This window comes from Caenispirillum bisanense, from assembly GCF_039523075.1.
Lineage (GTDB): Bacteria > Pseudomonadota > Alphaproteobacteria > Rhodospirillales > Rhodospirillaceae > Caenispirillum > Caenispirillum bisanense.
Map to the genome: position 1 here is coordinate 42,780 of NZ_BAAAEP010000035.1, position 6,408 is coordinate 49,187.

Sequence of the window (6,408 nt, forward strand, 5' to 3'; positions counted from 1 at the left end):
CGTCTATGAACGCAACACGTTCACCCCGGCTTCACCGCGCTCAGCATGTAATTGACGTCGAGGTCGCCGGTGATCGACCAGCTGTCCATCAGCGGGTTGTAGGTCATGCCGCGCAGCTGCTCCACCACCAGCCCGCCGGCGCGCAGGCCGTCGGCCAGTTCCGACGGCTTGACGAACTTGCGCCAGTCGTGGGTTCCGGCCGGCACCCAGCGCAGGATGTACTCGGCGCCGATCTTGGCCAGGGCGAGGCTCTTCAGGGTGCGGTTGAGGGTGGCGGCGATCAGCGCCCCGCCCGGCCGCACCAGTTCGCCGCAGGTGCGCAGGAACAGCGGCACGTCGGCCACGTGCTCCACCACTTCCATGCTCAGCACCACGTCGAAGGCCGCGCCCTCGGCCAGCAGGCCTTCGGCCAGCTGGCAGCGGTAGTCGATGGCGAGGCCGGAGCGGGCGGCGTGGACGCGGGCGACGCCGATGTTCTTCTCCACCGCGTCCAGCCCGGTGACGGTGAAGCCGAGGCGCGCCATGGGCTCCGACAGCAGGCCGCCGCCGCAGCCGATGTCGAGCAGCGTCAGGCCGTCGAACGGGCGCTCGGCGGTGATGTCGCGGCCGAAGTGGGCGGCCAGGGTGTCGCGGATGAAGGCGATGCGGGCCGGGTTGAACTTGTGCAGCGGCCGGAACTTGCCCTCCGGGTCCCACCAGGCATCGGCCATGGCCTCGAACTTGGCCATTTCCTCGGCGGATGCGGTGGAACGGGCGGCGGTGGCGACGGTCATGGCGGGCTCCTGCGGCTGCCGGGGTCGACGGGGCGGGGCGCGGCGGAAGATGTCCGCCGCCGGGCGGGGCTTCCCTTGCCTCCCTGCCACGGACAGAGTATGTATACGCGCCCGTGCGGCGGGGCAACCGGCGAGCGCGAGGGGAGGGGGCACTTCCATCGCGCGCAGACCGGATCACCGCCGCCTCGCTTGGGACGCTCACAGGACGGAAGGGACGATCTCCCCCATGGCCCGCATCGTAATGAAATTCGGCGGCACCTCGGTCGGTGACATCGAGCGCATCAAGAACGTGGCGCAGCTGGTCAAGAAAGAGGTCGATGCCGGCAACGAGGTGGCGGTGGTCGTCTCCGCCATGTCCGGCGAGACCAACAAGCTGGTCGACTACTGCCGCCAGATCGCGCCGATGCACGACGCCCGCGAATATGACGCCGTCGTCGCCACCGGCGAACAGGTGACCATCGGCCTGCTGGCCCTGGCGCTGCAGGAGCTGGGTGTCAACGCCCGCTCGTGGTGCGGCTGGCAGATCCCGATCCGCACCGACGACGCCCACGGCAAGGCGCGCATCCTCGACATCGACACCACGCTGATGCTGGAGCGCATGGCCCAGGGCCAGGTGCCGGTGATCGCCGGGTTCCAGGGCATCGGCCCGGACAACCGCATCACCACCCTCGGCCGCGGCGGCTCCGACACCTCGGCGGTGGCCATGGCGGCGGCGCTGAAGGCCGACCTGTGCGACATCTACACCGATGTCGACGGCGTCTACACGACCGACCCGCGGATCGTGCCGAAGGCCCGCAAGCTGCACAAGATCACCTACGAGGAAATGCTGGAGAGCGCGTCGCTCGGCGCCAAGGTGCTCCAGACCCGCTCCGTCGAGATGGCGATGAAGCACCGGGTGCGCCTGCAGGTGCGCTCCACCTTCGCCCCCGACACCCCTGGTACTCTGGTCTGCGACGAGGACGAGATCGTGGAAAAAGAACTGGTCAGCGGCATCGCCTACTCCCGCGACGAAGCGAAGATCACCCTGGTGAAGGTTGCCGACCGCCCCGGCGTCGCCGCCTCCATCTTCGGCCCGCTCACCGCCGGCAACATCAACGTCGACATGATCGTGCAGAACGTGTCCGACGACGGCAAGGCCACCGACCTGACCTTCACGGTCGCCAAGGGCGATCTGCAGCGCGCCGTCAAGCTGCTGGAGGACAACAAGGAGTCGCTCGGCTTCCAGAGCCTGATGGCCGACAGCAACGTGGTGAAGATCTCGGTCATTGGCGTTGGCATGCGCAGCCACGCCGGTGTCGCCCAGACCATGTTCCAGGCCCTGGCCGACAAGAGCATCAACATCCAGGTGATCTCCACCTCCGAGATCAAGGTGTCGGTGCTGATCGCCGAGGACTACACCGAGCTGGCCCTGCGCGCCCTGCACACCGCATACGGCCTGGACGCGGCGTAAGCCGCGTCCGTCTTCGGCAAGCTGGGAGAGACCGGGTGACGAGTCTGGAAGCGGCGCGGCAGCGCCTGGATCGGCTGTGGCAGCAGGGGCGCGAGTTCCTCGGCTGCGAGGTCGCGATCCTCGGCGGCGCCATGTCGTGGGTGTCGGAACGTCACCTGGTGGCGGCCATCTCCAACGCCGGGGCCTTCGGGGTCATCGCCTGCGGCTCCATGAGCCCGGAGCTGCTGGACGCCGAAATCAAGGGCACGCGGGCGCTGACCGCGCGCCCCTTCGGCGTCAACCTGATCACCATGCACCCGGACCTCGACCGGCTGATCGACGTCTGCGCCGACAACGGGGTGGGGCATGTGGTGCTGGCCGGCGGCCTGCCGTCGACTGCCGCCATCAAGCGGGTGAAGGAAACCGGCGCCCGGGTGGTCTGCTTCGCGCCGGCCCTGGTGCTGGCGAAGAAGCTGGTGCGGTCCGGCGTCGATGCCCTGGTGATCGAAGGGGCGGAAGCCGGCGGCCACATCGGCCCGGTGTCGACCAGCGTGCTGGTGCAGGAAATCCTGCCCCACACCCGCGAGGTGCCGGTGTTCGTGGCCGGCGGCATCGGCCGCGGCGAGGCGGTGGTGAGCTACCTGGAGATGGGCGCGGCCGGCGTGCAGATCGGCACCCGCTTCGTCTGCGCCACCGAATGCGTCGCCCATCCCAACTTCAAGCAGGCGTTCATCCGCGCCAGCGCCCGCGACGCGGTGCCGACGGTGCAACTGGACCCGGCCTTCCCGGTCATCCCCGTGCGCGCTCTGGTCAACAAGGGCACGCAGAAGTTCCTGGAGACCCAGCGGGACGTCATCGACCGTTTCCGCCGCGGCGAGATCGACCAGAAGACGGCACAGCTGGAGATCGAGCATTTCTGGGCCGGCGCCCTGCGCCGGGCAGTGGTGGAAGGCGACGTGGAATACGGCTCGCTGATGGCCGGCCAGTCGGTCGGGCTGGTGACGCGGGAACAGCCGACGGCTGAAATCATTGCCGAACTGATCGCCCAGGCCATCGAATCCTTGCAGGCGAAGGTCGCCTGACGCAGCCTTGGCAGAAGACTCCCCCGGGCAGGGGGGTGACGCAACAGGGGAAGGGGCAGGGGGCGACCGATGCGCACCCACGACGGCTCCGGCCGGATGGCCAATGTGAGCTACGACGCCAGCGGGCCGCGCCGCCTGCTGGGGCGTCTGCGCGACGTCATGGCCGGCAGCGGCCAGCCGCAGGAACGGCTCGACAAGGTGGTCACCCTGATCGCCGAGAGCTATGCCGCCGAGGTCTGCTCCTGCTACGTCATGCGCGCCGGCGAGGTGCTGGAGCTGTTCGCCACCCACGGCCTGCTGCAGTCCGCCGTCCACAACACCCGCCTGCGGGTGGGCGAGGGCCTGGTGGGCGAGATCGCCGCCCATGCCCGCCCCATCGCCCTGGCCGATGCCTGGTCCCACCCGGCCTTCGCCTACCGGCCTGAAACCGGCGAGGAACTCTATCATTCCCTGATGGGCGTCCCCATCGTGCGCGGCGGCCGCGTGGTCGGCGTGCTGGTGGTGCAGAACCGCGAGGAGCGGGTCTACCACGAGGAAGAGGTGGAGACGCTGGAAACCGTCGCCATGGTGACGGCCGAACTGCTGACGGTGGCGCAGCTGGTCAACCGGCAGGAACTGCTGCCGGTGGACGGCAACGCCCTGCTGCCGCTGCGCCTGGAAGGCATGGGCCTGAACCCCGGCGTCGGCATCGGCGTGGCGGTGCTGCACCAGCCGCAGGTGCGGGTCGGCCGGCTGGTGTCGGAAGACCCGGAGGCGGAGCTGGAGCGGGTGCGCGCGGCGCTCGCCACCCTGCGCGCCGAAGTGGACGGCATGCTCGACGACGACACCGTCAAGAGCCATGCCGGCGACGGCTTCGGCGATTTCCGCGACGTGCTCGAAACCTACCGCATGTTCGCCGAGGACACCGGCTGGATCACCAAGATCAATGAGGCCATCGCCTCCGGCCTGACCGCCGAGGCGGCGGTGCAGAAGGTCCACGACGACACCCGCGTGCGCATGGCGCACGTCAGCGACCCCTACATCCGCGAGCGCCTGCACGACCTGGAAGACCTCGCCAACCGCCTGCTGTTCCACCTGGTGGGCGGCGAGCAGGCGGCCAGCCGCGGCGCCCTGCCCGACGATGCGGTGCTGGTGTGCCGCAACCTCGGCCCCACCGAGCTGCTGGACTACGACCGCACCAAGCTGCGCGGCCTGGTGATGGAGGAAGGCTCGCGCACCATGCATGCCGTCATCATTGCCCGCGCCCTCGGCATTCCGGTGGTGGCGCGGGTGGCCGGCGTGCTGACCAAGGTGGAGCCCTACGACCCGGTCATCCTCGACGGCGACCACGGGCAGGTGTTCATCCGCCCTGGCGACGACGTCCGCGAAGCCTTTGAAAAGAGCCTGAAACACCGCCGCCGCAAGCTCGCCGCCTATTCAGCGCTGAAGAACGAGCCGGCGGTCACCCGCGACGGCATCCCGGTGACGCTGATGCTGAACGCCGGGCTGCTGATGGACCTGCCGCACCTGGACGAGACCGGGGCGACCGGCATCGGCCTCTATCGCACCGAGGTGCCGTTCATGGCCCGCGCCAGCCTGCCGCAGGTGGAGGATCAGGCGCAGCTCTACGGCCGCATCCTGGATGCCGCCGGCGACCGGCCGGTGGTGTTCCGCACCCTCGACGTCGGCTCCGACAAGGTGCTGCCCTACTGGCACGGCCAGCCGGAGGACAATCCGGCGCTCGGCTGGCGGTCCATCCGCATCTCCCTCGACCGCCCGGCCATCCTGCGGGCGCAGCTGCGGGCGCTGATCCGGGCGGCGCGCGGGCGCGAGCTGCGGGTGATGTTCCCGATGATCTCCGAGGTGGCCGAACTGGTGGCCGCCCGCCGCCTGCTCGACATGGAGCTGGAGCGCGAGGCCCGCCTGCACGGGCCCGAGGCGATGCCGTCCGGCCTGAAGGTCGGCACCATGCTGGAGGTGCCGGCGCTGATCTGGCAGCTGCCGCAGCTGCTGCCGCGGGTGGATTTCGTGTCGCTCGGCTCCAACGACCTGGTGCAGTTCCTGTTCGCCTGCGACCGCGGCAATCCGAAGATCGCCGACCGCTACGACGTCCTGTCGCCGGCGGTGCTGCGGGCGGTGGATCAGATTGCCCGCCAGTGCCGGGCCGCCGGCACGCCGCTGTCCATCTGCGGCGAGATGGCCGGCCGGCCGCTGGAGGCGCTGGCGCTGATCGCCCTCGGCATCCGCACCCTGTCCATGACGGCGGGCGGCATCGGCCCGGTCAAGATGATGCTGCGCAGCCTGGACGTGGGGGCGGCGGAAGACTACGTCCGCGGCCTCATGGACCTGCCCGACCGCAGCGTGCGCGAAAAGCTGCGATTCTTCGCGCAGGATCACGGGGTTGCCCTTTCCTGACCGGGGCGCCGGGTATGTATTGCTAGGCGTTGCCGGCTTTTGGTAGCTTGTTGGCCGTAATCCGGACGGATCGTCCGCCTTTTTCCGGCGGTGCCCCGCCCCGCCGCTGCGGGAGAGGGGCTCGCCCAGTTGTCTTAGGGAAGATTGCGCCTTGGTGCACGCCGAACACATGCCGTCCGTCGATGCCTCGCCGCGGGAAAGCGTCGGTGCGCTGCTGCGCGCCAACCGTGAGCATCACGGGCTGGAAATCGCCCAGGTGGCCGAGGCCCTGCGCATCCGCCTGACCTTCCTGCAGGCCATCGAGGAAGGCCGCCACCAGGACCTGCCGGGTCCGACCTACGCGGTCGGCTTCGTGCGCGCCTATGCCGACTACCTCGGCCTGGACGGCGGCGAGATCGTCCGCCGCTACAAGGAAGAAACCTCCATCGTGCCGCGCAAGGCGGAGCTGGAGTTTCCCACCCCGGTCAGCGAAGGCGGCCTGCCCACCGGCGCCATGATCCTGATGGCCGCCGTGGTCGGCGCCGTGGTGTATGGCGGCTGGTACTGGATGTCCAACGAGGATCGCTCCATGGCGGAGCTGATCCAGGACGTGCCGGAACGCTTCTCCAGCCTGCTGGCCACCGCGCCCGACGCGCCGCCGCCGGCGGAAACCACCGCTCCCGCCGCCGACGGTGCCCCCGGTGCCGCGGCGCCGGCCGAGGCGCCCGCCGCCCCGGCCGACACGGCGTCC

At 69.9% G+C, this 6,408-nt stretch carries 5 protein-coding genes; 4 read left to right on the plus strand and 1 reads right to left on the minus strand.

Going from position 1 to position 6,408, the window contains the following annotated elements:
* Window positions 1-20 precede the first annotated feature (20 nt).
* Entirely contained in the window at window positions 21-773 is a 753-nt protein-coding gene (gene ubiG / locus ABD056_RS15355) for a bifunctional 2-polyprenyl-6-hydroxyphenol methylase/3-demethylubiquinol 3-O-methyltransferase UbiG (protein WP_343868005.1), read from the minus strand.
* A 226-nt stretch (window positions 774-999) separates the two neighbouring features.
* Between ubiG and ABD056_RS15360 the strand changes: the two genes are divergently transcribed.
* The 4 genes from ABD056_RS15360 to ABD056_RS15375 form a co-directional block, all read left to right on the plus strand.
* Window positions 1,000-2,223, plus strand: a complete 1,224-nt coding sequence (locus ABD056_RS15360; RefSeq protein ID WP_343868007.1) for an aspartate kinase — start codon at window positions 1,000-1,002, stop codon at window positions 2,221-2,223.
* Window positions 2,224-2,267: 44 nt separating this feature from the next.
* Window positions 2,268-3,284: an NAD(P)H-dependent flavin oxidoreductase gene (locus ABD056_RS15365; protein ID WP_343868011.1), complete on the plus strand. Its 1,017-nt coding sequence runs from the start codon at window positions 2,268-2,270 to the stop codon at window positions 3,282-3,284.
* A 69-nt stretch (window positions 3,285-3,353) separates the two neighbouring features.
* Window positions 3,354-5,678, plus strand: a complete 2,325-nt coding sequence (gene ptsP / locus ABD056_RS15370) for a phosphoenolpyruvate--protein phosphotransferase (RefSeq protein WP_343868009.1) — start codon at window positions 3,354-3,356, stop codon at window positions 5,676-5,678.
* Window positions 5,679-5,832: 154 nt separating this feature from the next.
* The coding region (locus ABD056_RS15375; RefSeq protein WP_343868013.1) for a helix-turn-helix domain-containing protein at window positions 5,833-6,408 on the plus strand (576 nt) is incomplete at its 3' end.